At 44.1% G+C, this 25,473-nt stretch carries 21 protein-coding genes; 8 read left to right on the top strand and 13 right to left on the bottom strand.

The window, feature by feature from the left end:
- From R7041_RS12315 to R7041_RS12300, 4 genes are all read left to right on the top strand, one after another.
- Positions 1-1,770, top strand: a 1,770-nt coding sequence (locus tag R7041_RS12315) for an efflux RND transporter permease subunit (RefSeq protein ID WP_318128638.1), incomplete at its 5' end; no start/stop codon positions are given.
- A 324-nt stretch (positions 1,771-2,094) separates the two neighbouring features.
- Positions 2,095-2,361, top strand: coding sequence for a hypothetical protein (locus R7041_RS12310; RefSeq protein ID WP_005373876.1), 267 nt, complete (start codon positions 2,095-2,097; stop codon positions 2,359-2,361).
- A 339-nt stretch (positions 2,362-2,700) separates the two neighbouring features.
- Positions 2,701-3,921, top strand: coding sequence for a hypothetical protein (locus tag R7041_RS12305; protein ID WP_064369408.1), 1,221 nt, complete (start codon positions 2,701-2,703; stop codon positions 3,919-3,921).
- A gap of 4 nt (positions 3,922-3,925) precedes the next feature.
- A complete protein-coding gene (locus tag R7041_RS12300; protein WP_064369407.1) occupies positions 3,926-4,774 on the top strand; it encodes a hypothetical protein in 849 nt (282 codons plus the stop codon).
- Positions 4,775-5,273: 499 nt separating this feature from the next.
- Here the strand turns inward: R7041_RS12300 and R7041_RS12295 are convergent, their stop codons facing one another.
- From R7041_RS12295 to R7041_RS12255, 9 genes are all read right to left on the bottom strand, one after another.
- The gene (locus R7041_RS12295; RefSeq protein ID WP_206949437.1) at positions 5,274-8,375 is read right to left on the bottom strand and encodes an efflux RND transporter permease subunit; all 3,102 of its coding nucleotides are present in this window, start codon (positions 8,373-8,375) and stop codon (positions 5,274-5,276) included.
- On the bottom strand, positions 8,372-9,700 hold the full coding sequence (locus R7041_RS12290; RefSeq protein WP_042523281.1) for an efflux RND transporter periplasmic adaptor subunit: 1,329 nt from the start codon (positions 9,698-9,700) through the stop codon (positions 8,372-8,374). Before R7041_RS12290 ends, R7041_RS12295 begins: the two co-directional genes overlap by 4 nt.
- Positions 9,687-10,343: a TetR/AcrR family transcriptional regulator gene (locus R7041_RS12285; protein ID WP_021707693.1), complete on the bottom strand. Its 657-nt coding sequence runs from the start codon at positions 10,341-10,343 to the stop codon at positions 9,687-9,689. The genes R7041_RS12290 and R7041_RS12285 overlap by 14 nt, the downstream gene beginning before the upstream one ends.
- A gap of 192 nt (positions 10,344-10,535) precedes the next feature.
- Positions 10,536-11,195, bottom strand: a complete 660-nt coding sequence (locus R7041_RS12280) for an HAD family hydrolase (RefSeq protein WP_171342642.1) — start codon at positions 11,193-11,195, stop codon at positions 10,536-10,538.
- A 2-nt stretch (positions 11,196-11,197) separates the two neighbouring features.
- Positions 11,198-12,217, bottom strand: a complete 1,020-nt coding sequence (locus tag R7041_RS12275) for an ABC transporter ATP-binding protein (protein WP_005373862.1) — start codon at positions 12,215-12,217, stop codon at positions 11,198-11,200.
- Positions 12,214-13,002, bottom strand: coding sequence for an ABC transporter permease (locus R7041_RS12270; protein ID WP_065969830.1), 789 nt, complete (start codon positions 13,000-13,002; stop codon positions 12,214-12,216). Before R7041_RS12270 ends, R7041_RS12275 begins: the two co-directional genes overlap by 4 nt.
- Positions 13,003-13,004: 2 nt before the next feature.
- A complete protein-coding gene (locus tag R7041_RS12265; protein ID WP_158159465.1) occupies positions 13,005-13,895 on the bottom strand; it encodes an ABC transporter permease in 891 nt (296 codons plus the stop codon).
- A complete protein-coding gene (locus R7041_RS12260) occupies positions 13,892-14,716 on the bottom strand; it encodes an alkaline phosphatase family protein (RefSeq protein WP_005373854.1) in 825 nt (274 codons plus the stop codon). The genes R7041_RS12265 and R7041_RS12260 overlap by 4 nt, the downstream gene beginning before the upstream one ends.
- Positions 14,717-14,728: 12 nt before the next feature.
- Complete coding sequence (locus R7041_RS12255; protein ID WP_005373851.1) at positions 14,729-15,796, bottom strand: ABC transporter substrate-binding protein; 1,068 nt, start codon at positions 15,794-15,796, stop codon at positions 14,729-14,731.
- A 210-nt stretch (positions 15,797-16,006) separates the two neighbouring features.
- Here R7041_RS12255 and R7041_RS12250 point away from each other — a divergent pair, with 210 nt between their 5' ends.
- A complete protein-coding gene (locus R7041_RS12250) occupies positions 16,007-16,735 on the top strand; it encodes a UTRA domain-containing protein (RefSeq protein WP_005387087.1) in 729 nt (242 codons plus the stop codon).
- A gap of 62 nt (positions 16,736-16,797) precedes the next feature.
- On the opposite strand, the gene R7041_RS12245 is transcribed toward R7041_RS12250, so the two are convergent.
- Positions 16,798-18,384, bottom strand: coding sequence for a BCCT family transporter (locus R7041_RS12245; protein WP_005373846.1), 1,587 nt, complete (start codon positions 18,382-18,384; stop codon positions 16,798-16,800).
- Positions 18,385-18,687: 303 nt separating this feature from the next.
- Here R7041_RS12245 and R7041_RS12240 point away from each other — a divergent pair, with 303 nt between their 5' ends.
- Positions 18,688-21,096, top strand: coding sequence for a beta-mannosidase (locus tag R7041_RS12240; protein ID WP_206949436.1), 2,409 nt, complete (start codon positions 18,688-18,690; stop codon positions 21,094-21,096).
- A gap of 101 nt (positions 21,097-21,197) precedes the next feature.
- Here the strand turns inward: R7041_RS12240 and R7041_RS12235 are convergent, their stop codons facing one another.
- A complete protein-coding gene (locus R7041_RS12235) occupies positions 21,198-21,452 on the bottom strand; it encodes a hypothetical protein (protein ID WP_064369400.1) in 255 nt (84 codons plus the stop codon).
- Between the two features lie 166 nt (positions 21,453-21,618).
- On the opposite strand from R7041_RS12235, the gene R7041_RS12230 reads away from it, so the two are divergent.
- On the top strand, positions 21,619-21,984 hold the full coding sequence (locus R7041_RS12230) for a DUF6559 family protein (protein ID WP_054576155.1): 366 nt from the start codon (positions 21,619-21,621) through the stop codon (positions 21,982-21,984).
- A 137-nt stretch (positions 21,985-22,121) separates the two neighbouring features.
- Complete coding sequence (locus tag R7041_RS12225; protein ID WP_064369399.1) at positions 22,122-23,156, top strand: ABC transporter substrate-binding protein; 1,035 nt, start codon at positions 22,122-22,124, stop codon at positions 23,154-23,156.
- Between the two features lie 107 nt (positions 23,157-23,263).
- Here R7041_RS12225 and tyrS read toward each other — a convergent pair whose 3' ends face one another.
- Together tyrS and R7041_RS12215 are read right to left on the bottom strand one after the other, a co-directional pair.
- Positions 23,264-24,523: a tyrosine--tRNA ligase gene (gene tyrS, locus R7041_RS12220; RefSeq protein WP_053304596.1), complete on the bottom strand. Its 1,260-nt coding sequence runs from the start codon at positions 24,521-24,523 to the stop codon at positions 23,264-23,266.
- A gap of 81 nt (positions 24,524-24,604) precedes the next feature.
- Positions 24,605-25,411 (bottom strand): response regulator transcription factor, encoded by an 807-nt coding sequence (locus R7041_RS12215; RefSeq protein WP_021707696.1) that lies wholly within the window; start codon positions 25,409-25,411, stop codon positions 24,605-24,607.
- Between the last annotated feature and the right edge of the window lie 62 nt (positions 25,412-25,473).

Genomic DNA, 25,473 nt, shown 5'->3' with positions numbered 1-25,473 from the left:
GCGGGGGTCGTGATTCTTTGTTTGATCTTCAGTTTGATTGAATCGAAGCTGATCCTTCCTGCACACCTTGCGCATACTCATTTTAAGCCAGTTAAACCAGGTGGCTGGCGTGACCGATTTAACCAACGTTTTTTTGGTTTTGTAAATGGTCCATATCGTAACTTTGTAACAACATGCACCCATTGGCGCTGGACAGTGTTTGCGGTGTTCTGTGGTTTACTGCTGATCAGCGCGGCTTTGATCAACGCGAATTATGTTCGGGTGATCCCTAACCCTAAAGTGCCGACCGACTATCCTGCGATCACTATTGAAATGAATGATACCGTTTCAAGTGAGCAGACAATCAGTGCACTCAAGACTATTGAACGTATCATGCAAAAGATCGAATCTGAGACCATTGCGGAACATGGTCAAGGAATGATTCGTGATGTGCTGTCGTACAACAGAAGCCGCACCGAAGGTCGTGTATTAGTACCTTTGGTTGATGAAGAGTTACGCCCGTTCAATACATTTGAACTGGCTCGACGTTGGCGTGAAGCTATGCCTGTTATTCCAGGTATGAAGAGCATCAAAATCCGCGAGCAGAGTGCGGGTGGTGGTGACAGAGATGAGTTTGGTTACTTGTTGTTTGGTTCTAACATCAATGAGCTCAACAAGGCTGGGCGTTACTTGATAGAGCGTTTACAGCAGGAAGAAGGGTTATATGATATTTCATCTTCTATTGATTCTGGAAGCAAAGAAGTACTCCTGTCTCTTGCGCCTGTAGCGTACGATCTCGGTCTGGATCTCACCATGATCGCAGAGCAAGTTGGTGGCAGCTTTTATGGTGGCGAAGCACAGCGCATTATTCGTGATGGTGAAGAAATTAAAGTTATGGTGCGTTACCCGCAATTGACGCGTGAAGCATTCTCATCATTGCGTTACGCTGTGATTACCACACCAGCAGGTAAGAAGGTCATGTTGGGTGATGTGGTGAAGATCAATGAGCAGCCGGGCGTGAGTAGCATTCGACGTGAAGGCGGGTATCAAACCGTTTATGTCTATGGTTCCATAGACGAAGAATTGGTTGAACCTCAAGAAATCGTTAAGGTCATTGACGACAATATCTTACCGGACATGAAGCAAGCCTTCCCAACTGTGAAAACAGAATTGGGCGGTGATATTGAAGAGCAGGCTGCGCAGCGTAATGAACAGATTTTGTTCTTTATTGCAGGCATGATCATCGTCTACATCTTGTTAGCTGTACCGTTAAAAAGTTATACCCAACCTTTGATTGTAATGTCCGTCATTCCGTTTAGTCTGACGGGGGCGATTTGGGGCCATTTCTGGCTAGGTTTAGACATCAGTATGATGTCGACATTTGGTTTGATCGCCGCTGCTGGCGTGGTTATTAACGACTCTCTGGTTATGACAGATTACGTAAACCAAGTGAGAGAAAAGGGTATGAACATCAAACAAGCGGTTGTTGAGGCGGGTTGTGCTCGTTTTCGAGCTATCACGCTCACCTCAATAACGACGTTTGCGGGTGTATTGCCGATAATGTTTGAAACGAGTTTGCAGGCGCGTTTTGTCATACCGATGGCTGTCGCTTTGGGCTTTGCGGTGTTGTACGCAACGGTTCTGACTTTAGTGTTGGTGCCTTGTTTGTATTTAATGCTTGAAGATATTAAAAATATTTTCAGATCGATTAAGAGGTTTATCCATCGTTTGATTAATCGTTTCAGAAAGTCGCCAGTGACGTCGAGCGTTGAAGCAAGCGTATCGAGTTAACAAGCTTGGTATTAACGATTAGGAGCAGCCTTCGGGCTGCTTTTTTGTTTCCGCATTTTGATTCAAAGCGATTTTTTAGTGGGCAGTTACGTAATTATCTGATGAGAAAACTGCCTGACAAAGTATTTCTAATGTGTATGTTTCTAATGTTTTAAATTCGTATGGTTGATTTGACACTTGGTTAGCGAAATTTACCATACGAAGATAACGTTGAACATGAGGGTTTGTTTAAGTTGTTGAAAAATAACAAAATAAAAGTTGGCATCGTATGTGCAATATATAAATTGTAATTAAAATTAACTGCTAATCCTCAAGGAGCTTATTATGAAAAGCGTATTTCTATCTACTCTAAGTCTTATTGCTGTAATGTCATCACCAATCGCTGCTGCTAACACTTTAGACAAAGAGGAGTGGAGCTCAGATTTACGTCAGGACTTTTCTGAAATGAAACATGAAGCTATAGCAGACATTCAGCAAATGAACATGGATGCCATTCACGCACGTGATGAGCGTATCGTGAAAAACATTAAAGATGAGCAAGAACAGTTAGTAAAGGTAACGTGCCACAAAGAGAAAGCAAGCAAGTCATAAACGCCGATAAAAGAGACTAACAGACGAAAATGAATCCAATACGAGTTCGGTGTTAGTTAGCAGTAAGCACTGACCTTGTTGCTCTACTTGCCAGCCTTTTAAGGCTGGCTTTTTTGTTTCTCATTTCATGGGTGGAGATCAGATCCTCAAGCCTATTATCAATAGTTGGCGTGTTTGATGAGCTATTGCTGGATGGAGCGGATGTAACTTTTAAAAGTGTAGATTTCAGTAAAGTGGAGGTGATGTTAGATATTTAAAATTTTGAAAAGATCCGATCTCCTTTTTGACCTTCATAATACCTTAGTATGTGGCTCACTTTTATTTGAAGAGGGATTAGTAATGACTTGGGAATTTATTGAAAGGAAAGAGGCTTTTGATTACATTGGGCTAAATAATAAGTCGGTTAATGAGGTTGAACAATTCTTACATGGAAGAGTGAGACTTTCAGCTGCACTCTTTAGCAATAAAAAACTATACTTATCAAGACAATCCCTCATCATGCTTGCGTCTCTGAATGAATATGATCAGAAGCAAGTTGTCAAAGAAATGTATTTTCTCTCATCTAATCCAAGCACACCGTCTGTAGTTAGACACAAACGCAATCCATTGCTTCGAATATTTCGAACTAGGTATCCCTTCAAAAATTATCATTATTTATTAACTTGTATCCTTAGAGACGGGAAAGTTGTAATTCATGATATTGCTTTTGATGAAAGATTACATGGCAAGGATATCGCAAGACATCCTGAACAAAGAACCCAGATGTACCATGTAAAAAAAATAGAGGGTAGAGGAGGTGAATACGATGGAACACAAAGTCACGAGGAAGCGGAGTTGCTTTTGGCTGAGTGGGATCACGCTAAGGCAAGTTCTACACATCAAGTTAACACACTTCATGCTTCGGTAAATGGAATGCTAAATGGCTATCAGAAAGCTGCGACACTGATGGGAGTGCATACGCAGGTAGCTTATAAAGAAGACAAACCGACCGAATATACTTTATTTCACAACCCTTCAGATCATGCAAAGTTAGATCTCATTGAATGTGTTTATGACAAAACTCGTTTTACTTCGCACAATGCTCAACACCTTGCAGCAGTGATGAAACAATGTGCAGAGCAGGGTAAGCAAGTAAAATGGACAGTGCATAGCCAAGGTGCCATTATTTTTAACTCTGCTCTTGAGTATGTTAGAAAAAAGAACCCGAGCTTAAGATTATTGAATCAACAAATCGTTGTGCATGCAGGGGGAGCAAATACAACGAAGATAGGGAAAAATGCACAGCAGCTTGGCTTGAAAGTTAATTACATAAAAACCAGAACTAACCCTTTTGATATAGTGCCAAATATTGCAGCGAGACAAACCCCGTTATCGACAAGTAGTCTTGTTCGCTGTTGTAAGTTCTTGGGGCTGGTAATGAATGGAGAGGTAACTGAAAGTCCGCATACATTACCCTATTTTGGAGTTGAATCTTATCGACGACAGCTAATGATGTCTGGTAATAATATGGCTAGTAAACGTTTAAAAGATGTTGATAAATATTTAAAAAGTAAGAGATAGACATATGAGTTTTATTAAAATGTGTAAAGATGGTTTTAGAGGAAAGCCGGATTTCTCTAATTTATTACATAATGCGTTCCAGATAGATGACTTAGTGCTGTCATTTGAATGTCCGAACAACATATATGAAGGACATGTATACCAGGACCTTGTTAATTTAGAACAGTTCGATGTTGAATCAAAAGTAGAGAGGCATGAAAGGTTTGTAAAGTTAGCTACGGTATATTTTTTGTTTCAGAAGAAAATATTAAACCCTTTGCTTCCTATTAACAAACAAGGTGGATTATATATTAGGCTACGGGTTAAATCTACTGGAGAAGATATTGATAATATTAGTCAATTGTCCTCATTTTTAGAGAGAGAATATTATGATTTTTATCATGCTCCGGAGCAAAGTGAAGGCTCTATGAGGGGGTATCATACAGACTTGATGAAAGAATTGACTAAGCGTGCGAATAAACAATGGGGAGAAATTCCAGAAAGTGAAGACCGAAAAAGAGAAAAAGAAGAATATTTAATTAGAGGTTTCTTAAGTGGTTATCCACCAATAAAGTGTGAGCTAGTTGAAGTTGGAAAAAACAAATACTCAAAATACTCAGAAGGTAATCTTAAGTATAAGAGTGAATTACGAAGAGTATACAATTTACCCATAAAAAATGAATTCTACCTGAGCATCGAGTTTTGGTATAAGTACGAATCGATGTTTGCTAAGCAGAAGTTTTTAGATTGGGTGAGAAGTGCTGATGAAACTTTTGAAAAAAAAGTATTGGAATTACTGGACTTGTCTCCGGTAATCGAATCGTATACGGCTGGAAAAACAGAGAGATTGAGCAAAGAAACTAACGCAGATTAAGCCCATTTCAGTGGGAAGAAAAAAGCCCGCGAAGAATGCTTTCACGGGCGAAAAAAGGGCACCAAATTGGGTGTCTATTCATTTTGGAGGTGGTCGAACGTCCATATAAAACTGACAATAGGCTTGGTGAGAGGCTTACCACCAGCGCGACCAACGAGGCTAAAGTTAACATTGTTGTAATCATTGTTAAAATGTTAATTCTTCAATCAATGTTTTCATTATCGTGAGTTTAAATTGTGAATGTGTTGCCTACGTGTATTTTTACTCTGTGAAATGCCGTTTTTGACAATAAGATATATTATAAATCTTGTGTTGGTTATTTGATCTGGTTATATAAAACTCAACATACTTAATCCTTAACTGTTCATATTCACACTTAATGAGACACAATAACCCTCTGTTTGTTAAGTGATTGTGTGTTTTTTTAACGTATTGGTATTGAACAAAAAGCGAGCTAAGCCGCTCTTGTTCATTTTGATAAATGTACTTATCAGTCGTTTTAGATTTCTTCGTGTTTATGGACTAGGCCGAAGTCAGCTAAAATGGCATACGCGGCAGGGATCATAAACAACACCAGCAGAGTGGATGCGAAAATACCAAACACGATGGATATAACCAGTGGTTGGATAACCTGTGCTTGCAAACTGGTTTCAGTCAGCAACGGAAGCAAACCTGCTGCAGTGGTCATTGATGTTAGGAATACTGCTCTAAAGCGTTCTCGACTGGCTTTGACTACCGAGTCATGCACATTATCCCCTTCATCCACATGATGGCGTATGTACTGAACTAACAGAATCGAGTCATTCACCACAATCCCTGCTAATGAGACGAAGCCCATCATACTTGGCATACTTAATGAGTGACCGAGTAGGATGTGTCCCCATACCACGCCAATAAAGGCGAGGGGAATCGCAAGCATGACGACGAATGGTTCCAAATAACTGCGGAATTGGTAACTCAGAATCGCAAACACGCCAAACAAACCAAGCAAGAAGCCTTTACCCATTGATGCGCCAGTTTCAGCGGTATCTTTGGCTTCACCTTCAAAATCAAAGCGAAGACCAGGATACTTTTGCATAAGCTTTGGTGCTTCATCCTGTTGGAACTGACGAATAATGGCGGTTGAGTTGGCTTTCGTATTGTCGATATCGCCGAATACGCTTACAGTGCGCAAGCCATCAATGCGCTGGATTCTTACGTAATTACGCTGGAAATCCAAAGTTGCAATGGTCGCGAGTGGGATTTGACTACCATCGGACAAGATTATTGGGAAGTTTGCCAATTGCTGTAAGTCACCAGCTTGCGCTTTATCGAGGCGAACTTCGATGGAAATGTTTTCCACCCCAACTTGGATTTCGTCTGCGGTTTGGCCAAAGAAAGCTGCACGCAATTGATTGGCAATGAGCTGACCGTTAATACCATAAGCTTCCGCCCCAGGACGAAGTTTAACCAAGACTTCTTCTTTACCCATACGCATGTCATCCAACACGCCATGGACACCGTCAAACTCATTTAAGTATTGTTGAATGTCGATAGAGGCGGCTTTGAGCGCATCCAGTTCATCATGCTTCGCTCGAATTTCAATCGCTCGTCCACCCGGCCCCATGGTCGGTTGTTTAAATACCAGCGAGATAGGATCGGCAAGTTCACCAATGTCTTCACGCCATGCATCGATAAATTCATCGATGAGTGTGTTACGACTCTCTGCACCCAGCAAATCCAGACGTACCGTGGCAATGTGAGGGCCAGATTCATTCGCGTCGGCGTTAGCGTTGAATTGACTGGTGATGTGTAGAACCAATGGATTGCCGTCTTCCACTTTCTCTGTCCATTCTTTATCTAGCTTTTGAGCGGAAGCGACGATCTTATCGACGACAGCTTCCGTTTGAGACAGAGAAGAACCCGGAGGAAGAATAATACGCGCTTCTGCAATGTCGCCATCCAACTCAGGGAAGGGTTGGAACTTGAGTAAACCACCTACTAACGTGGCCGCGGAGATAAGAAGCAAGGCAACCACGCCACCCATAAAGGCATAGCGATACTCGACCACTTTATCTACTGCGTTGACCAAGGTGGTGTTGCGGAAGTTTTCAAAAGAAGCGAGCAGCTTTTGTTTGAACTTCGGTGTTTTTCGCTCTTGCTTTTGTTTATGTAGCGAATGAGAAAGGTGGTTAGGTAGGATCAAGAAGGCTTCCACCAAACTCAAACTCAAAACGAGGATCAGAACTTGAGGAACTGCTTTAAGTACCGCACCCATTTCACCTTGCAGGAATAACAAGCTACCAAAAATACACACCGTAGTTAGGAAGGAAGAAATTACCCCTGGCAGTACCTTTTTCACTCCTTTTATCACGGCATCATCGATCTCTTCTCCTCGGTCGAGGTGAGCGGCAATCGATTCGGCAATAACGATGGCATCATCCATCATGATACCGATGGCCATGAGTAACCCGACCAAAGACATGATGTTGATGGACAGGTCAAGTTGCGCCATCAAAAATAAGCCACCTAAGAAGGCTACGGGCAAACCAGCTGCGACCCAAAAAGAGTAGCGAAAACTAAAGAACAACCACATGGTGGCGAAAACCAGAATGATACCTTGCCAACCGTTTTTGACCATCATGGTCAGGCGATCCCAAAGCACAGATGAAAGGTCATTGGTCATTTGTAGCATCACACCGTCTGGCGCGATGGCTTGTTGTTCTTCGACAAATTGAGCAACACGTTCTTTGATGCGCAGTGCATCGTCTTCTTTGTTTTTACTGACTTTTAATAGGGCAGAAGGGTGACCATCAAAGAGGACTTTCTGTTCATCTAATTCAAATCGGTCGGTAATCGTCGCAATGTCTCTTAGACGGATGATTGATCCATTTGGACCAGAGCCCATGACAATAGTCTCAAGCTCTTCCGGCGTCACACGTCGTTCATCAAAGCGGATCAGAAAGTTCTTATCTGGCGTTTCGACATTACCACTTGGCAACTTGACGTTTTGACGACCAATCTGGTCCGCAATATCACCAACACTCAAACCAAGTTGTCGGATAGCTTGAGTGTCTAACTCTACTCGGTATTGGTGGTCAGAGAAGCCAGCAACTTCAACCAAAGAGACATCGTAATCGATTTTTAACGTGCGTTTAAGCTGTTCGGCATACGCTTTTAGCTCTGGCCATGTGGTATCTGCGGTGATCGCGACATCCACAACTGGCTCGTTCCAATCGAGCTCTTGGACCACAGGAGATTCAATCTCTTGTGGGAAGTCGTTTATCGAGTTGATCTGGGTTTGAACATCAACCAACATGCGCCCAATGTCGGCTTCTTCATTCAGTTTTAAGATAAGACGCGCAGAACCTTCAATCGCTTCACACTGAGTTTCTTTAATGTTGGCAAGGCCATCGACAGCATCTTCCATTCGGATACAGATGCTCTCTTCTACCTCTTGAGGGGAAGCGCCGGGGTAAACCACACCAGCTAGGATGTAGGGCGGATCAAACTCAGGAAAAGTTTCACGCTTAATCGTGGAAAGTGAAGAAATCCCCAATATCAGCAGCGTTAGCATCAGCAAGTTGGCTGCTGTTGGATGCTTGGCGAAGAATCGGATCATGAATCAGACTCCTCAATAGCCGTTTCTGACTGTTCAGGTGACTCTTTCAATAGCATGCCGTTAATCGCAGGCAGCAAATCGTTGATGATCAGCTTCTGACCTTGCTCTAGTTCACCATCGATCACCACTTGGTTATTGCGGCGATATAACACTTCAACCGTCACGACTTGCAGACGGTTGTCATCTCCCATCAGGTAAATCTTATCGCCATGAAGCGCACGCTCTGGGATGACCCAACTCGGGTTCTCTTGTCCCTCAATCAAGGCACGCACAAACATGCCGTTCACCAATGGAGGCGCAGACGTTGGGTTTAATGCACGGTAGTCTTGTTCAATTTCCAGAATCACACCGGCAGTCGCTTGGCTTGGATCAACCGTTTCACTGATGCGTGCAACTTTCGCAGGCCAGCTTGCAGAGAGGTTACCGCTGCTGAGTTCAATGTTGGCATGAATCGCATTCATATCAGGTTGTGGAATACCAGATTCATCACGAACAAACTCACCGATGCTCGCCGCCAAAGTTTGCATGTCATGAATGGACAGTTGAGCTTCCACTTCCATGACATCAATACCATGTCCTGTCACCATGGTTTGTTGGAGGTTAACCACTTGCTTTTTCTCAATTTCTACGTCAGCAATACGCAAATCGTAAGGAAGCGTGATGATGGTTTTATCAAGCGAGCGTTCGGCCTCATCCACTTTTGATGCATTAACTTTAACTAGGGCTTCCGCGACTCGTTTCTCATCCGGCATCAAACCAATTTGATTTTCAATATCCAGTACTAACTTACGTTGAGAGAGCGCGCTTTGCTCTTGCTGATCTACATCCGATTGCGAGGTTAAGCCTTTCTTACGTAGGTTTTGTTTACGGTCTAACTCTTTGTTGGCGATAACCAGACGGTTGGCTTCTATCTTGAGTGTGCTTTTGAGATTCGCTTCTTCTTGGTTCAGCTTAGCCAGAGAGGTTTGAGCAGATTTGAGATCGGCTTGAGCTTGAACCAGTTTCAGTTCGTAATCGAGTGGGTCGATTCGCAAGATTTCTGTCCCTGCTTGCAACACTTGTCCTTTTTCCAGCTGCGGATGGCGGTAGACCACTTTACCCGTCACTTCGGCTATCGCTTTCCATTCCACTTTTGGGGCGATCTTGCCAAACCCTATGGCTACTGGAGCAATGGCTTTGAGCTCAAGTGGAATCGTCTCGACCAACCGTGCACGATCTCCAGCGGGTTTTACGGGCAAATCTGGTTTGAGGCTAATCGCCAAAAACAGAATGACGACCCCCACCGCAAGAGCAGGAAAGAACAGCAGCTTTTTATTTATCTTCATATTGGTCGCCCGAGTCTAAAAATCCATGTTTCATCAGTTGTATGTTGTGTTCGAATAATCGGTTCAAGAAGGCTTCAGAAAGTTCAATGCCATGAATGGCGAGCAGTGCTGGTGGTGCCATAAAAGGAAATACCATCAAGCTGATGTAAGAGACGCGACAAAGTTGAGGGTCGGCGTCTTTTCGTAAAACGCCACTGTCGATCAACTTATCAAAGATCACGCCTTGCATTGGCTTACTGATATCTGCGAAGACTTTTTCGAGCAGTTTGCGTTGGGTTTCCGATGGGGGCATATTCATAACTTGGGCAACTAAGCGTGGGAACTGTGGTACCTTGATCATTTCGCGGTAGTAGGTGCGCATTAGATCGAGAAAGTTTTGCTCGTTACTGTTGGATACCAACGTCTGCATCTGCTTTTGCATCGGTGACAGTGTTTCGCGCAACATGGTCTCGAACAAGCCTTCTTTGTTGCCAAAGTAGTAACGAATCATCGCCACGTTCACGCCTGCTTTCTGCGCGACTAGGCGAGTAGAGACCTTGTCATAAGCCATAATGGTGAAGAGTTCGCGCGCGTGGAAAATCAGTTTTTCCCTTGCGTCGATATTATCTGTGGGTCTTCCCGCCCTTCGATGCGCTTCCGTCACAATCTTCTCTCAAAATATTAAACATTTGATTAATTATAAGACGCTGATTTCTCATGCGACATGTGAAAAATTAATCAGTATTTAATCAAGTGATTAATTTGTGATGAAGAGAAGTAAAAAAGAGCAGAAAGAACTGCTCTTTGAACAAATAGAAAAGTATTTACTTAGGAAGAACGGTCTTGTGAGGCTATATCACCCCCAACTTAACACACTCCAATTCGGTCTGTTGGCGTGTTCTTTTAGTTGTGGGCATGGATTTACCAGATAAGCGTAGTTCGCGTATTCACAAAGCGGTAAATCGTTGATTGAATCGGTATAGAAATGGATTTCGGAATAAGGCTCAGGCTGATTTTCTAGCCACTGTTTTAATCGCGTGACTTTGCCTTCACGATAACTCGGGATACCGTCGATTTCAGCAGTATAACGGTTGTTTTTCTCGATTAAATCAATTCCGAGTGCGGTTGGAATATTAAGACGGCGACCAACGGCTTCCACCAAAAAAGTGACGCTGGCAGAGATGATAACCATATCTATACCATCACGAGACAGTTGCTCAATCAGGGTTTTGGCTTGAGGAAACTGTTTAGCCAGAATATGGCTTTCAACACATTCTTCAACCAAGGTGTTTACTTCTTCAATCGGCATGTTTTCTAGTGGCTTCATGGAGAACGCGAGATAGTCTTCCATGTCCATTTTGCCTTCAGAGTACAAGGCCATTAGACGCTGATCTTCCTTAATAAATAAAGGATCAGTCGCGATGCCTCTCTCAACCATAAACTCGTTCCAAATCATTGCGCAGTCAGCGTTTATTAGGGTTTCATCCATATCAAAAACATACAAAGGTTTGGACATGTTTAGGCTCTCACTGGTTGAATTTCGTTTAGGTTAAAGAGTAGCTCTAGTTGGCTGCCATTCGCTAGTAAGCGTTCTGAAGAGCGGTTAAGCAAGTCAACAGTGAGCTCACACTCTTCAACGTTCACTTGATAGCGAATAACATTACCTAGAAGCTGGTGGTTGGTGATCGTACCTACTTGTGGCGCTGAGATGTGGCTATCATATTGACGACCTTGCTCTTTTACATATATAGACTCTGGGCGAATCGCTACTTTCCATTCGGTATCAATGTTGAAGAGTTGCTTGGCTTTATTGGCCTCTACAAGGTTGTAGTGCCCCATGAAACCGGCCACAAACTCGTTAGCAGGATGAGTATAAATTTCTTCAGGTGTTCCTGCTTGAACAATTTCCCCTTTACTCATTAGGAAGATACGATCAGACATAATCATCGCCTCTTCTTGGTCATGAGTTACGAAGATAGTGGTGAGATTCATCTCTTTCTGAATGTCTCGGATTTGCTGACGAAGGTGTTTGCGGATTTTGGCATCAAGCGCAGAAAGTGGTTCATCAAGCAATAATATGCGAGGTTTCACCACCAACGCTCGAGCGAGTGCGACACGCTGGCGCTGACCGCCAGAAAGTTGATGCGGATAGTGTTTTTCTTTACCTGCCAGATCCACCAGTTTGATGACTTTAGCCACTTCACGTCGAATATCATCATTCGCAAGCTTTTTCATTTTTAAGCCAAATGCAATGTTGCCTTCGACGGTCATATTGGGAAACAGCGCATACGATTGAAAGACCATCCCAATACCACGCTCTTGCGGGACTTGATGCGTGATATCTTCTCCGTTTACCCAAATCTCGCCTCCATCGACAGGGTTAAGCCCAGCAAGGCTGCGAAGTAGTGTCGATTTACCACAACCGCTAGGGCCCAAAAGCGTAATGAATTCACCTTGCTCGATGTTAAAGTGAATGTCCTCAAATACGGTGTTATCACCAAAACGTTTAGTCAGATTTTTCGCTGTTACGTAGCTCATTGTTTGACTCCTCGGCTGAAACGACTTGCCAACCAAGTCAGTAAAAAAATAAATAGGAAGTAGGTCATCACTAAGGCAGACGTAAAGTGGCCGCTCGTCTGACGCATGTTATACAAGTAGATTTGCAGGGTTTCATAACGTGTGCCGACTAAAATATTGGCGAACACAAACTCTCCCAATAGAAATGAAAATGAAAGGAAAAGCGATGCCATCAGTCCTTTTTTGAGGTTAGGTAAAATGACCATCAAAAACGCTTTGGTTGTGCTTGCCCCTAGCAAGTGTGCAGCGTCCATTAAATCGTTAAGGTTAATTGCTTCGAAGCTATTAGAAATCGCACGATACATGAACGGTAACGCGATGGTGAAGTAAGTACCTACTAGAATCCAAGGAGTACCGATAAGGGAGATTTCACTGTCAGCATAAAGTTGAAGCAAGCCGACGGAGGACACCACTGGTGGTACAGCGAATGGTAGCAAAATCAATACGTTCATGAGCTTATCGAGCTTCGGAAAGTAGTAAAACACCACGAATATCGCTGGCAGAACCAGAAGCACACTGAGGGTTAGCGAAGCAATACAAATAAACAGCGAACGCCCAAACGCTTGCAAAAAGCGTGGGTCGGTCAGCAATTTAACGTACCAATCAAAAGTGAAACCATCTGGAAGCACCGTGGCCCCCCAGCGTGATGAAAGCGAATAGACAAAGGTCGCTAAAATCGGGATGAGCATGATCCCAACAATGGAATAAACCACTGTTTTATGGAATCGAGTATTAACGTTGTGCATGACTACTTCCTACCTGCATAGCTTTTCGAAATGAGCCATTGGTTAATCAATGTGATAAAGGCAAGTAACACCATTAGAACCACCGAAATTGCAGCGGCGAGATTAGGTTCAAGGAACAGGTCTCCCGATACCAGACTCGCAATTCGAATTGTGATGACGTTATAGTTACCGGAGGTCAACGCATAAACACTCGCATATGCGCCGATTGCGTTGGCTATTAAGATAATAAAGGTACCGAATAAGGCTGGTGAGAGCACTGGCAGCGCGATTTTCGCCCAATACTGTGATGTTTTGGCTCCCAGTAGCGCAGCAGCTGCTTGCCAATCATCACTCAACGCATCGAACGCAGGGTAGAGCAACAACACCGCCAGCGGGATTTGGAAGTAGATGTAAATGGCCAGCAGACCCCATTTACCATAAAGGTCGAAATCACCGAGTAAGCCATACTGCTTGAGCAAAAGGGTAATCGCCCCATTGGTGCCCAAAATAATGATAAAAGCGAATGACAGAGGTACGCCTGCAAAGTTGCTGCTCATGTTCGTAAACGCAATCACACCGTCGCGGACTTTAGAATCGACTCTGCGTAGAGAAGAGACCAACAGAGTCGCAATGGCTAAGCCAAAAATGCTCGACCACACAGCTAACCACAAACTGTTGCCAAACGCCTGCATCATAAAGGCGGAGTCGAGCACTTCAATGTAGTTATCGAAGGCAAACTCGCCATCGTAGATAAAGCTGTTTAACAGCACCCAAATCATCGGTGCGAGTTGAAATAGATAGAAAAACAGTGCGAAAGGTGCCAACCAAATGGCTGGCTTAAAGCGCTTTAACCAAGTACTTGCCAAATTTGAACGTGATTCGCTAGAGCTTGGGGAGAGGACTGAACTGCTCATAGTGCTAACAATTCCTGAGTGTATGGCTTCGTGTGGTCAAGGTTTAGCAATTGACAAACGGTGCCACAAATATCAGTTTGCTTAATATGACAATCTTGATGGGTAAACTTATCACCAATGACAAACAGGGGAACTTCTCGTTCTTCAGGTAAAATCCCACCGTGAGAAAGATCGTTGTTCATGCCATGATCGCTGGTCACAATGATTTGATACCCATCAGCAAGCCATTGATCGATGTAGTTGGAAAGAATAATGTCTGCACCTCGCGCACAATTGCGGTATTGGCGAGAGTCTAGGCCAAACTTATGTCCTGTATCGTCGATATTCATCGGATGGATCAATAAGAAATCAGGTTGATAGTTGCGGCGTAAATACTCTGCGTCCAGGAACAAGGCTTCATCAGGATAATGATCCCAATGGTAAAAGCAGCCGTGCTGGATATTCAGGGTTTCATCATGCGTGAAACGATCGCGAACAGGTTCAAATGGCGCGCGATTATAAAGCTCACTTACCCAGTGGTAGGCAGCCGCAGCGGTCACTTTTCCTTGGGCTTTTGCCAAACTGAAAATGGAATCGTGTTTGGATAGACGAACGATATTGTTGTTTACGATGCCGCTTTCTACAGGGCGAACGCCCGTTAAAATGCACTCATAAAGTGGGCGAGACATAGAGGGCAGCTCACACTGCACAGGATAAAGCGTTGCGCGAGTTTCTTGTTGGGAACGACTTTGTTCTAGAAGACCATTGAGGTAGCCCATGCAATCACGGGCTACCTGATAGTTCAGTCCATCTAGAACAACAAGGATGACCTTATTGCTCATAACGACTTACTCTTATTGCTGGTGGATTAAGACACTTTCTTGCCATTGACGTGGCAGCTTACGTGCGGACTTTTCCCAAGCTGAGAAGTCAGTCACTGGGTGTACATTGCTGTATTGGTCATTAGCAATTAGCTTGTCTTGCACTGCTTGAGGCAGTGTGATGTTGGTGCGGATTGGACGCGCATAACCTTCTGCTAAGTTGATTTGCCCTTGATCGCTGAAGATGTATTCACGAGCAAGCTTTGCTGCATTAGGGTTCTTCGCGTATTTATTGATTATGGTTGTATAACCAGAAATCACAGAGCCATCTTGAGGAATGCTCACTGTAAAGCGGTCGCGGTCAATTTTGTCGCGGTAGTTCAATGCATTGAAGTCCCACATGATCGCCACTTCCACTTCGCCTTTTTCTAGGTTGGCGATGTTCGGATCGGTAAATGAAAGACGACCTTGCTTCGCGAGTTCAGAAAAGAATTTGAGCGCAGGCTTGAGGTTGGATTCGTCCCCACCGTTGGCGAACGCTGCGGCGAGAACCGCGTTGTTTGCCTGTGCTGCTACGCCTACGTCACCTACGGTCACTTTGTAGTCGCCTTTTAATAGGTCATCCCACGTTTTTGGCGCGTCTTTTACGAGGTTATTGTTGGAGATAAAAGAAATAGTGCCAGTGTAAGCAAGTGCCCAATGACCATCTTCGTCTTTTGCCCAATCTGGGATGTCATTCCAAGTTGTTGGTTTATATGGCTGAGTGACGCCTTTTTTAACCGCTACACGTGCGAAGGCAAAGCCTACGTCACCAATGTCTGCGGTCGCGTTTTTCTTCTCAGCTTCGAATTTTGCGATTTCTTGAGCCGAGCTCATATCCGTGTCTTGGTGCTTAAGGTTGTAATTTGACTTTAAATCAGCCCAAGTGTCTTTCCAGTTTGCCCAACTGTCAGGCATACCCACACTGTAAACCGCCCCTTCTTTTTGTGCTGCTGCTACCAAAGATTCAATATCGGCTTCTTTCGCTACTGTTGGCGTAGCGAGCGTTACCGCAATGATTGCCGCTGGTGCGGTAATTGAACGACTTAGCAAAGTTTTCATTGTCTCCATCCTTCTGGACTAGGTCAGTAAGTTCGCTTTGTATGCTATGGATGGAATGTGACGATTTAGCGCAAGTAATTTGACAGTTTTGCTGATTTTATATGGCACTTATATTTCATACGTTCAGTATGTGTTCTGTTGATTAATGTCATATTTTTGTTACGTAAACGCCTTATGTTATTCGTCAAATTATCCTTGGACTAGATCAGAATGAGAGCGACAGGCACCGGACAATTTGGTACCCAATTAGGAAAAATTAGAAGCAGCTTAAAACAGCAGATTCTTTCCGGCATCATGTCGGAAGGACAAAAACTGCCGTCAGAGAGAGAGCTCAGTGAGCTGTTTTCTACGACTCGAATCACAATCAAAGATGCGTTGGTGTCTTTGGAAACGGAAGGTCTTATTTATCGAGAAGAGCGCCGGGGTTGGTATGTATCTCCTGAGCGTATCTGTTACAACCCGTTGTCTCGTTCTCACTTCCATCAGATGATTCGAGAGCAGCATCGTATTGCAGAAACTAAGCTACTCAACGTGCGAAGTGAAATGGCCGCAGGTGAGTATGCCAAATCGTTAGAGGTGGAGCGAATTACCCCAATTTATGTAATTGAACGGTTACGTTTTATTGATGGGCGAGCGGTATTGTTTGTTGAGAACGTGCTCAAAGCGGCACTGTTTGAGGGTATATTGTCTGAGAACCTCACCATGTCCCTGACAGGCATTTATCGTGAGAAGTATGGTTACGAGACAAAGCGCTCTCGTTTTGATGTGATTCCCACGTCAGCTCCTGCTCATGTCGCTAAGGCGTTGAACCTAGCTGAAGGACAACCCGTTCTGAAAATTCGGCGGGTAAACTACAAACAAGATGGGCATTTAATGGACTGCGAATTCGAGTATTGGCGTCCAGACGCAGTGATGATTCGCATTGATAGCGTAGGATAAAGCGCAGAATTAAAAAGAGCCCAATGAAGGGCTCTTTTTCGCATATTGGTTAGAGAGGCGGTTTAAACGAGGCCTTGCTCTTTCGCCATTCTGCTTGCAATGCCGGGTGCTTTCCAAATGCTTGGCAGCAAAATGAAAGACACAGGTACGGCAGTAATTACAATGAAAGACTGCAATGCAGAAATACCACCAGAGCCCATTGAGATGAGCGCAATAGCGACAATACCCATAATCAGACCCCAGAACGAGCGAATCACTGCGTTTGGTTCTGTTGAGCCCGTCATCACTACACTGATTGTGTAAGTCATCGAGTCACCCGTCGTCACGATAAATGTTGTCGTTAAGATCAGGAACAGAACCGAAATGATCATTGGGTAAGGTAATTCACCAGTAATCGCTAGCAGTGCTGCAGGCAAGTTAAAGCCTTCAAACGCAGATGAAATCAAACCAGGGTTATCAAGTTCAAACGCAAGGCCACTGCCACCAACGATACTAAACCAGAAGCAAGTAATCAGCGGTGCCGCGATGCTAATAGACATGATTAATTGGCGAATTGTACGACCACGAGAGATACGAGCAATAAAGATCGCCATCATTGGGCCATAACCGATAAACCAACCCCAGAAGAATACTGTCCACCAACTTAGCCAGCCTGTATCACCACGGTAAAGTGCCATAGGGAAGAAGTTATCCACCATACGACCAACGCCTTGCACGTAGCCATCAACGATAAAGCTTGTCGGCCCGAAGAACAGGATGTAACCAATTAATAGTACAGACAAAATGATGTTGTAACGACTGACGATTTGAATACCCTTGCTCAAACCGCTCAGTGCGGAAAGGGTATACATCAGGATCGCCGCCATAATAACCATACTTTGCGTTACGAACGTATCTGGCAGGCCAAACAATGAGTTCAGCGCGTAGCTAATTTGTAAACCTAAGAAGCCGATAGGACCGATGGTTCCTGCTGCTACTGCAATGATGCTACATGCGTCAGCAACATCACCAATCCAGCCTTTAATGGCTTTATCACCAAACACAGGGTAAAGCAGAGTACGCGGCTTAAGAGGCAGGCCTTTATCGTAATGCAAGTGCATTAAGACAATGGAAGATAGACCACCAAGGATCGCCCAAGCTAAGAAGCCCCAGTGCATAAAAGACTGAGATAGGGCATTGATTGCGGCAGTTTTCGGTGAGGCTTCCCCGTATAGAGGCGGAGCAGTCACAAAGTGCGCGATAGGCTCAGCAGCGGCCCAGAACACACCACCACCTGCAAGTAGAGTACAGAGTACGATTGACAACCACTTAAAGTTATCAATATCAGGTTTCGCTAGACCACCTAGGCGCACATAACCAGTGCGACCAAACGCAAGAGCCAAACCAATTAGGAAATTCAGAAGAAGCAGTACTTGCCAGTAAGCTCCGAAATATTTAGTAGCAAAGCCGAAGCCGGTGTTAACCATTGCGGTTAGAGAGTCGGTATTCGTTAGAGCAAGTAAAACGAATAGAGTGAGGAAGCTACCACTTAACCAAAAGACAGGATTGGTGAGTTCGAGGCGCTTGAGTAAAGATGGGGGATGAATAGCAGAATAGTCAGCATCCTGAATAGGCGCTGTGTGGGAGGCGGCATTCGTCATATTTGACATAATTACTTCGCTTTTTAGGGCTATGAAGCCGTGCATTTCCCCTCACATCGTTTCAACGAAAAGTGTGAGGATGTTCAAAAAGCCGATGATGTTAACATGTCGAAGTTGCAAATATAACCTTAGATTTCGATTAATTTTTAACAGGTTAGCCAAGTTGCTGATTTTTGGGTAGAGATCAAAAGAAAGAGTTTTTACGTGAAATGCACCGCATTTCGTATGTAATTAACATTTCCCTTGTTTTTGCATGGGTTTATCAGGATTACATTGAGAAAACATGTTTTTCCCAAGCTAAGGTTTAACTCGATGGCTCACTTCGAACTTAACGGGCAGTGGATGCTTACCTCGCCACAGCGCCCCAATCTTGAAATTCCAATGTTTATTCCGGGCGATAATGTGTCGGCGCTTTTACAAGCAGAGCAGATTCCAGATCCTTATTTTGCCGATAATGAAAACAAAGTTCGATGGATTGAAGAGTGTGAGTGGCATATCTCACGTGAGTTTGACGTCGACGCGTTTACGTTGTCTGCCAAGCAAATTTGGATGACGCTAACTCGTGTCGATACATTGGCAACCTTCTATGTTAATGGTGAGCTAGCACTAACGTGCAGCAACATGTTTACCCAGCAACGTGTGGATATTAAACCGCATTTAAAGCAAGGTACTAACACGATTCGGATTGAGTTTGCTCGGGCGGATTTAGAAGGTATCGCAAGAGCAAAAAAACTGCCATTTCCTATTCCATCGGCAATGGGCAACAACCAAATTCCACACATGAACTTGATCCGCAAAACACAATGCCATTCCGGATGGGACTGGGGCATTTGCTTGATGGTATCGGGTATTTACGACCCCATTCAAATCGACATTGTGAATGAGCTTTGGCTCAAAGGCTTCTCGACAGAGCAGCAATGGCAAGCCGATGGGAGTGTGTTTCTTGATGTAGTAGTTGAAGTGGAAACGGACAGTCAACGCCATGAAATGATGGTTGAATTTAATGGTGAGCGTCAATGTATTCAAACAAAAGGAAGTGGTCACTATCATTGCCAGTTCCACATTTTGGAGCCTCAACGCTGGTGGCCATCGGGTTATGGCGAAGCGTATCTCTATCCCATTACCATTTCTTGCAGAGAGCAAAAGTTAACGCACAACATTGGTTTGCGTCAGTTAACCCTAAATAACCAAGCTGATGAGCACGGCTCTGCAATGGAATTTATCGTCAATGGCGTACCTATTAATGCTAAAGGTGCCAACTGGATCCCTATTGACGCAATGCCGGGGCGAGAGTGCGAAACACGTTATCGCAACCTTTTGCAAAGTGCGGTTGATGCCAACATGAACATGATTCGCGTATGGGGCGGTGGTCAGTACGAGACTGAAACCTTTTATAACCTTTGTGATGAACTTGGCTTGTTGGTGTGGCAAGACATGATGTTCGCCTGCTCGTTGTACCCATCAAACGACGAGTTTTTAAAAGACGTAGAAGAAGAACTTAGATTCCAAATCCCGAGGCTCAAAGAGCACCCATCAATCGCACTTTGGTGTGGTGACAATGAAGTGATTGGAGCTATTGGTTGGTATGACGAATCTAAGCGCAGTAAAGTCAAATACACGGTTAACTACGATCGCCTCAACCGCATGATTGAGAAGGAGATTACCGAGCAAGATAGCACTCGCCGTTTCTGGCCCAGTTCCCCGTGTAATGGTGAACTGGATTTCGGTGATGCGTGGCATGATGATAGTAAAGGCGATATGCACTTTTGGGACGTTTGGCATTCAGGAAAATCATTCAGTGTCTACCTTGACGTGAATCCTCGTTTTTGCTCTGAGTTTGGTTTTCAATCTTGGCCATCTTTTGCTGAAGTTAAGCGGTTTGTCCCTGAGCAAGACTGGAATATTACATCCCCAACTTTCGAACAACATCAGAAGAACCCTCGTGGTAATAGTATTATCACAGAGATGTTCACGCGCTATTTTCGTTTTCCCTCTGGATTTGAGAGCATGCTGTATTTAAGTCAAGTTCAGCAGGCAATCGCGATCAAAACTGCATGCGATCATTGGCGTGCCATTTCTCCAGTTTGTCGCGGCATGCTGTACTGGCAACTCAACGACAATTGGCCTGTCAGTTCTTGGTCTAGTTTGGAATACAGTGGTCGATGGAAGCAGTTGCACTACCATGCAAAACGCTTTTTTGCGCCGCAGTATTTGGTATTTTCCGAGCATACAGGCGAGTTGAGCCTACATTTGCTCAATGATGCCAAAGAGTCCGCAAGCGTCAACGCACTGCTCAAGTGGGTAGATTGGCAAGGGGAAGAAAAGCAATGTTGGAGCTTAGAGCAAACAGTCATAGCAGACAGCAATACGATTTTGTGGCAATTGGATGAATCGATCGAGAAGGACGAACTTACGTCAGGCTTCTTCTATGTTGAAGCGCAAATCGGTGAAGACAGAATAAGCAACACATGGTTTAGTACTCATGAGCTAAAAACCTTGCCGATAGCGAAAGCCAATATTGGTGTCTCTATTGAAGGGAGGCAAATTACTTTGATTGCGGATAAGCCTGCGTTTTTTGTTCATTTGGAGAGTGATGCTGATGGAAGGTTCAGTGACTCTAGTTTTACTCTGTTGGTCAATGTTCCAATGACGGTTGAGTATTTAGGTGATGATGTTTCAGGTATGCAGCAGTCGTTGAGGGTATACCACCTTAATGATTAAAGCGGGCATAGAACATCTATATGCTGATAACTAAAAAGGGAGCATTTGCTCCCTTTTTAGTTATTAAGTATCCGTTATTAAGCTCAGGTTGAGACAGAAGTTTATTTAAGTTTCTGATGGGCCCGATAGCTAACGACAAAGCCAATGTAGAATAGTGCAGCAAGAGTAATCACTGCCGTCGCGTACGCCAGCAGGCTGTTTAACCCTAAACCAAAAGCCAAAGTGAAGGCGATACCATGAATGGCTTCCGCAGGGATTCGGTACCAAGCAGAGTGGACGGAAGATCCGAAGAGGATAAAGGTACTAAGTAAGACAATCGTGCCGCCTATAAAGCCGACCCATCTGCTGTTGTTCATGTTGCAGTCTCAGGGGTTACCGAGGTAACGTAACAAAATATTTCAGGATCGTATTATACAACCGATCATCGCGAAAAGCGCTAGAGAAATTTCGCGGATAAAACAGAGTGTTTTAATTCGAACAAAAGAATACGACATAGCCAACTTAATACAGGAATAACAAAACATGTTGAGATTTATACAACGTCGCCGCATTAAGAAAGTGATTAAGCTAATGAGTACCAGATTGATAGTGGGATACGGCAGTCGTGAGTACTTTTCGGTTGGTCAGGTAAAGACGAGCACCAGCGAGTTAAGCTTAAGCGCGTGCCAACAAAAAATTGCGTTGGCGTTGTATGCGAATCCGCAAGATCTTGATTTGGAAAACCAACCAGAATTGCAAGCAATACGCTCAGACGTGGCGCATGATTTCTTTTCTGGTGCCGATTATACCGCTCAAGATGTGCTTAATTTACTCGGCTCTGGTGGCTGGAAAGGCGGTCGAATGGAAGATGGAATGTCTCATCATTTTGGTATGCACAGTCGCTATTAAAAACATGCGTTAATTTTATAAATTCGATAAATATTTTTGCTGTTAAAGATTAACTAAATTTTCTTTCAATTGGGTAACAATTACCTAATTATGCACCCGAATCCCAGCGCGTCGCTGGACTGGTTGGATTGCATACCATGAAATTAATCATCAAAGGATTGGGGCTGAGTGCTCTTGTGCTCAGCATGTTTGCTCATGCAGATAGCAAAACGTTGAACGTTTATGCATGGGGTGGCTATTTGCCGGAATCATCGTTAAAAGCGTTTGAAAAACAAGAAGGCGTTACGATTAATTATTCGACCTTTGAGAATAATGAATCAATGTACACCAAGCTAAAATTGCTAAAAGGTTCTGGCTACGATGTGGTTTTTGCTTCTGCGTACTTCATTGAAAAAATGGGGCGAGAAGGGCTGCTTTCGAAAATAGATCACGCTCAAGTGCCAAACATGCAAGACACAATGGACGGTTTACTTGGCCAAGCGCACGATCCGAAAAATGATTACTCGCTGCCTTATATTTGGGGCATTACCGGGATCAGCTACAACGAATCCATGGTTGAGCAACCAGTGACCAAATGGGCAGACTTATGGGAGTCTCAATACGAACAACAAGTCATGTTGATCGATGACGTGCGCGATGTGTTTGGTATGGCACTTAAGAAAAATGGCCATAGCGTGAATACAAAAGACGAAGCTGAAATCGAACAGGCTTTTGATTCTCTAGTTGCGCTGAAAAACAACGTATTACTGTATAACTCAGATGCGCCGCAAGTCCCTTACGTGTCCGGTGAAACATCGGTCGGCATGCAATGGAACGGCAACGCATTCCAAGGGCAGGTTGAAATGCCTGAACTGAAGTTCGTGATGCCGGAAGAGGGCGCGGTATTGTGGATGGACAACTTCACTATTCCGTCTGGCAGTAAAAACAAAGCATTGGCGCATAAATTTATTAACTTCATGTACCAATCAGAGAACCAAGCGGAAATCGTGACCAGTTTGGGTTATGCGTCGGCAACAAACGCTGGGCGTGACAAATTGCCAGAAGAGTTGAAAAATAACCGTACTATTTTCCCTTCATCAGAAGACATGAAAAAAGGCGAGTTTATTAATGATGTTGGCGCAGAAACGTTAGCGATTTACGAAAAGTACTGGCAACGTTTAAGAACGCAATAAGCAACGTCTTTGCCTATTGTTAGGCTTAAAATCGTTCAAATTTGGATTCCCCTCATCACGAAAGTGGTGAGGGGAATTTTTTTATAGGTTTTGTACTGCGAGTGTTGCTACGCGGCACGCTTTACGAGGCAGAAGTGCTTTTTACCGCGTTGCAGTAACCAATATTGATCAAACAGTGGGAAGCTTAAACTCGGGTTATCAGCCGCCACTTTTTCACCGTTTACACTGATGGCGTTGTTGCTGATGTGTTCGCGTGCAACACGCTTCGAACTTGCTAAGCCCGACTCAATCAACAGCTCAACCAAATCTTGTTGTGTGCTCTCAATGCTTGGTAAACCATCCAACTCCAACTGTTTTAATTCACCCAAACTCAGTTGTTGCACATTACCGCTGAATAAAGCTTGAGTGATACGCTCGGCACTGGCTAGGCCTTCTTCGCCATGAACAAATCGCGTCATTTCTTCAGCGAGAATACGTTGTGCTTGTGGCTTACCTTGGCTTGCTTGGTCTTGCGCTTCAATGCTGGCAATTTCTTCGCAGCTCAAGAATGTGTAGTAACGCAAGAAGTGGTAAACGTCGGCGTCTTCTGCGCCAAGCCAGAACTGGTAGAACGCGTAAGGAGAGGTCTTGCTTGGATCTAGCCATACTGCACCACCTTCAGTTTTGCCAAATTTGGTGCCATCGGATTTGGTGATCAGCGGCAGAGTTAAGCCAAATACTTGCTCACCATTTTGACGGCGAGTTAAATCGATCCCGCTGACGATGTTTCCCCATTGGTCATTGCCACCGATTTGCAAACGGCAACCGTATCGACGGTTTAGCTCGGCAAAATCGTACGATTGCAGTAGGGCGTAGCTAAATTCGGTGAAGGAGATACCTTGGTCAGGTCGTTGCAGGCGTTGTTTTACCGATTCTCGGTTGACCATAGTATTGATCGAGAAGTGCTTACCCACATCGCGGAAGAAGTCGATCACATTGATCGCTTTCATCCAGTCAGCGTTGTTCACCATGATCATCGGCTTGGTCAGTTGGTGGTTCATCAACTGCTGAATTTGATTAGAAAGATCGTTAACCCAGCCTGAGACGATTTCCTCTGAGTTCAGACTGCGCTCAGTCGCTTTAAAGCTTGGGTCGCCAATCATGCCCGTTGCACCGCCAATCAAGGCAACAGCTTGGTGTCCGGCATCTTGAAAGCGCTTAAGCATAATCAAAGGCACGAGGTGGCCGATATGCAAGCTGCCAGCTGTAGGATCGAAGCCGCAGTAAACGGTTTGTGGCTGTGAGAGAAGTGTCTGAATTTCTTCCAAATCGCTGGCTTGTGCAATCAAGCCACGATCTTGTAAATCTTGCAGTAATGGTGTCGTCATTCTTTTTGTCTGTCTTAGTGGTTGTTACATTTAGACTAAAACGCGACACCTTTTCTCGATATATCCCTTAAGGGACAGTTTTTATCTTGAATGGAGAATGAGGTGATTGAGGAAAAGCTGGAATAACTCACTCAATGAAGACACATTTAATTGCGAGTAAATTCGCTTTCGATGATTTTTGACCGTGCCTTGAACTAAGTGTAACCGCGCGGCAATTTCTTTGGTGTCAAACCCTTGAGCGAGAAGCGAAGCCACCTCTTGTTCGCGACGGGTGAGTGATTCTACGCCAAACGTTGCTAAAGCTTGCTCAATGGCTAATCGCATACTGCCAGAATAAGCACTCTGTGCAAAAACAGGCTCAGAAAAGGTAAATTCCGTTTGTTTCCAATGCTGCTGACAAAGCGACTGAATTATCGGGAAATAGGGCTTTAGCTTATTGATTTGTTGCTGAGAAAAGTATTTTCCATCAGTCATATATCCGAAGTACAGCATGACCCAACGGCCAGATTCAACTTCGACTAGCATGCTAAGCTCGTCTTTCCACCCTGTTTGATGATAGAACTGCTCGCAGTATGAGGTGAAGTCAACGCCTTTACGCGCCACGTCTTTGAGCGTAAATACGCCTTGTTGCTTTGTCTCGTTTAGTTTGAGAAAAAAAGGGTCATTTTGAAATGAGTCAGTAAGGTAGCGTTGAAAAAGTAACTCTCGCTCGTTCTCAATTGAGTCGTAGAGATAAATAGGATGCTTACCTTCTCGGTAACCTAAAATAACTGCGCAATCAAAATGAAAAAGAGTGCGAATGACACGCATAAGTTTAGGAGTAAAGTTAGGCGTGTTAAGAGCAGAAATTGCTTCTGCTAGCAGATTATTAAAGTTATTGTCAGGCATGGGATACCGAATTGCAGGTGGTTTTGCGCAAGCATAACCAAAAGCAATCCAACGAGAAAGGG

Source organism: Vibrio sp. 1751 (assembly GCF_033339895.1).
Taxonomy (GTDB): domain Bacteria; phylum Pseudomonadota; class Gammaproteobacteria; order Enterobacterales; family Vibrionaceae; genus Vibrio; species Vibrio alginolyticus.
This window is presented reverse-complemented; position numbering and strand designations above follow the sequence as displayed.

What these genes read in the sequence shown, in the direction of transcription:
- R7041_RS12225 (WP_064369399.1), top strand. Translation starts at nt 22,122, where the DNA reads ATGAAATTAATCATCAAAGGATTGGGGCTGAGTGCTCTTGTGCTCAGC.
- R7041_RS12280 (WP_171342642.1), bottom strand. Translation starts at nt 11,195, where the DNA reads ATGTCCAAACCTTTGTATGTTTTTGATATGGATGAAACCCTAATAAAC.
- R7041_RS12215 (WP_021707696.1), bottom strand. Translation starts at nt 25,411, where the DNA reads ATGCCTGACAATAACTTTAATAATCTGCTAGCAGAAGCAATTTCTGCT.
- R7041_RS12290 (WP_042523281.1), bottom strand. Translation starts at nt 9,700, where the DNA reads ATGAAGATAAATAAAAAGCTGCTGTTCTTTCCTGCTCTTGCGGTGGGG.
- R7041_RS12260 (WP_005373854.1), bottom strand. Translation starts at nt 14,716, where the DNA reads ATGAGCAATAAGGTCATCCTTGTTGTTCTAGATGGACTGAACTATCAG.
- R7041_RS12230 (WP_054576155.1), top strand. Translation starts at nt 21,619, where the DNA reads ATGTTGAGATTTATACAACGTCGCCGCATTAAGAAAGTGATTAAGCTA.
- R7041_RS12270 (WP_065969830.1), bottom strand. Translation starts at nt 13,002, where the DNA reads ATGCACAACGTTAATACTCGATTCCATAAAACAGTGGTTTATTCCATT.
- R7041_RS12240 (WP_206949436.1), top strand. Translation starts at nt 18,688, where the DNA reads ATGGCTCACTTCGAACTTAACGGGCAGTGGATGCTTACCTCGCCACAG.
- R7041_RS12245 (WP_005373846.1), bottom strand. Translation starts at nt 18,384, where the DNA reads ATGTCAAATATGACGAATGCCGCCTCCCACACAGCGCCTATTCAGGAT.
- R7041_RS12275 (WP_005373862.1), bottom strand. Translation starts at nt 12,217, where the DNA reads ATGAGCTACGTAACAGCGAAAAATCTGACTAAACGTTTTGGTGATAAC.
- tyrS (WP_053304596.1), bottom strand. Translation starts at nt 24,523, where the DNA reads ATGACGACACCATTACTGCAAGATTTACAAGATCGTGGCTTGATTGCA.
- R7041_RS12265 (WP_158159465.1), bottom strand. Translation starts at nt 13,895, where the DNA reads ATGAGCAGTTCAGTCCTCTCCCCAAGCTCTAGCGAATCACGTTCAAAT.
- R7041_RS12255 (WP_005373851.1), bottom strand. Translation starts at nt 15,796, where the DNA reads ATGAAAACTTTGCTAAGTCGTTCAATTACCGCACCAGCGGCAATCATT.
- R7041_RS12305 (WP_064369408.1), top strand. Translation starts at nt 2,701, where the DNA reads ATGACTTGGGAATTTATTGAAAGGAAAGAGGCTTTTGATTACATTGGG.
- R7041_RS12310 (WP_005373876.1), top strand. Translation starts at nt 2,095, where the DNA reads ATGAAAAGCGTATTTCTATCTACTCTAAGTCTTATTGCTGTAATGTCA.
- R7041_RS12295 (WP_206949437.1), bottom strand. Translation starts at nt 8,375, where the DNA reads ATGATCCGATTCTTCGCCAAGCATCCAACAGCAGCCAACTTGCTGATG.
- R7041_RS12250 (WP_005387087.1), top strand. Translation starts at nt 16,007, where the DNA reads ATGAGAGCGACAGGCACCGGACAATTTGGTACCCAATTAGGAAAAATT.
- R7041_RS12300 (WP_064369407.1), top strand. Translation starts at nt 3,926, where the DNA reads ATGAGTTTTATTAAAATGTGTAAAGATGGTTTTAGAGGAAAGCCGGAT.
- R7041_RS12235 (WP_064369400.1), bottom strand. Translation starts at nt 21,452, where the DNA reads ATGAACAACAGCAGATGGGTCGGCTTTATAGGCGGCACGATTGTCTTA.